Source organism: Mesorhizobium sp. M1A.F.Ca.ET.072.01.1.1 (genome assembly GCF_004023325.1).
Taxonomy (GTDB): domain Bacteria; phylum Pseudomonadota; class Alphaproteobacteria; order Rhizobiales; family Rhizobiaceae; genus Mesorhizobium.
On sequence record NZ_RZSF01000596.1, the window covers coordinates 1 to 1,876 of the forward strand.

Annotated in this window: 1 protein-coding gene and 2 pseudogenes; all 3 read left to right on the forward strand. The window is 63.3% G+C overall.

The window, feature by feature from the left end:
• Positions 1–218 (forward strand): annotated as a pseudogene (locus EOA32_RS36705) (ABC transporter permease); the annotation flags it as partial.
• On the forward strand, positions 219–1,352 hold the full coding sequence (locus tag EOA32_RS36710; protein ID WP_128374272.1) for an ABC transporter permease: 1,134 nt from the start codon (positions 219–221) through the stop codon (positions 1,350–1,352).
• A 10-nt stretch (positions 1,353–1,362) separates the two neighbouring features.
• A pseudogene (locus EOA32_RS36715) lies at positions 1,363–1,791 on the forward strand (ATP-binding cassette domain-containing protein); the annotation flags it as partial.
• Positions 1,792–1,876: the final 85 nt, after the last annotated feature.

The following is a 1,876-nucleotide window of genomic DNA, read 5'->3' on the forward strand; positions in this document are numbered from 1 at the left end:
AGATCCAGAACGTGCTGACCGGCGAGATCGAGACGGCGATCATCTTCGCGCTGCCGACCGTCGGGCCGGCGATCGTGGGCTCGATGGCGGTGGGCGATGTCTATGTGACCGCAACCTTCATGATGGTTCTGTCGGCGACGCTGATCGTCGGCAACATCATCGCCGACATGCTGCTGGTCCTGCTCGACCCCCGCGTGCGCCAGTTCGGGGAGCACTAGATGCTGGCCCGCGATCCCTCACCCCCGCCACCCGCCGAAGGAGCCGCGATTTCGGCCGAGCGTGGCAACGAGAGCTACATCGCGCTTGTCTGGCGCCGGCTGAAGCGCTCCTGGACCGGCATGGCCGGGCTATGCCTGGTCGTGCTGCTGCTTCTCATGACCCTGTTCGCGGAATTCCTCGCGCCTCTTGACCCGAAAGCGACCGATATCGCCTTCGCGCCGCCGCAGATGGCTAGCTTTCACGACAAGGACGGCAACTTCGTCGCGCGGCCAAGAATTTACGCGCTGGCCGAATCGACCGACCTCGACCCGGTGACCTTCCAGCCGATCGTCGGCCCCGATTACGATCATCCACGACTGCTCGGCTTCTTCGTCGAGGGCGCGCCCTACAAACTCTTCGGCCTCATCCCGGCGAACCGGCATTTCTTCGGCTCGATGGACGGCCAGCCGGTGCATTTCCTCGGCACCGACAAGTTCGGCCGTGATGTGCTGTCGCGCGCCATCCATGGTTCGCGCGTCTCACTGATGATCGCGCTGACGGTGGTCTTCATAATCACCGTGATCGGCGCCAGTGTCGGCATGGTGTCCGGCTATTTCGGCGGCCGGTTCGATGTCTGGATGCAGCGCTTCGTCGAACTGGTGCTCGCCTTCCCGCAACTGCCGCTTTACCTGGCGCTGACGACGCTGATCCCGGTCACCGCGCCGACCAATGTCTTTCTCGCCTTCGTTATCATCGTCATGTCGGCGCTTGGCTGGGCGCAGATGTCGCGCGAAGTACGCGGCAAGACGCTGGCGCTGGCGCGCATCGACTATGTGCGCGCGGCCATGGCGGTGGGCGCCACCGATCGGCGGATCATCATCCAGCACATCTTTCCCAATGTGATGAGCCACGTGATCGTCGCCGTGACGCTGGCGATCCCGACGGTGGTGCTTCTGGAATCCTTCCTCGGCTTCCTCGGCTTCGCGGTGAAGCCGCCGCTGATCTCGTGGGGCCTGATGCTGCAGGACACCGCGACCTATTCGGTCATCGGCACCTATCCGTGGATTCTGTCGCCAGTCGGCTTCGTGCTGATCACGGTCTTTGCCTTCAACGCGCTGGGCGACGGCCTGCGCGATGCCGTCGATCCCTATTGAGGTGGCAGAAATGACGACGACCGCGCTTGCCCAATCCTTCGCACCCGCCGTCCGGCTCGACCATGACGGACGCCACGACCAGCCGGTCATCGACGCCCGCAACATCGAAGTCGCGTTCAAGGTCGAGCACGGCATCGTCGAGGCGGTTAAGGACGTATCGTTCCAGCTCTATCGCGGCGAGACGATCGCGATCGTCGGCGAATCCGGCTCCGGCAAATCGGTGACGGCGCGCACCGTCATGGGACTCTTGTCGCGGCGGGCAACGGTATCGCCGAGGTCAAGCGTCGACTATCTCGGACAGAACATCCTGAAATTCGCCGAGAGCGCCCGGCGCAAGCTGCGCGGCAATCGCATCTCGATGATCTTCCAGGAGCCGATGAGCTCGCTCAACCCGATCTATTCGGTCGGCAGCCAGATCGTCGAAGCGATCAGGGTGCACCTGATCGCTTCGACGATCTGGCTGCCGACCGAATAGATCGGGTTGAGCGAGCTCATCGGCTCCTGGAAGATCATCGAGATGCGAT

Excerpts from the sequence above, each read along its gene's own strand:
- EOA32_RS36710 (WP_128374272.1), top strand. The coding sequence starts at position 219 with ATGCTGGCCCGCGATCCCTCACCCCCGCCACCCGCCGAAGGAGCCGCG.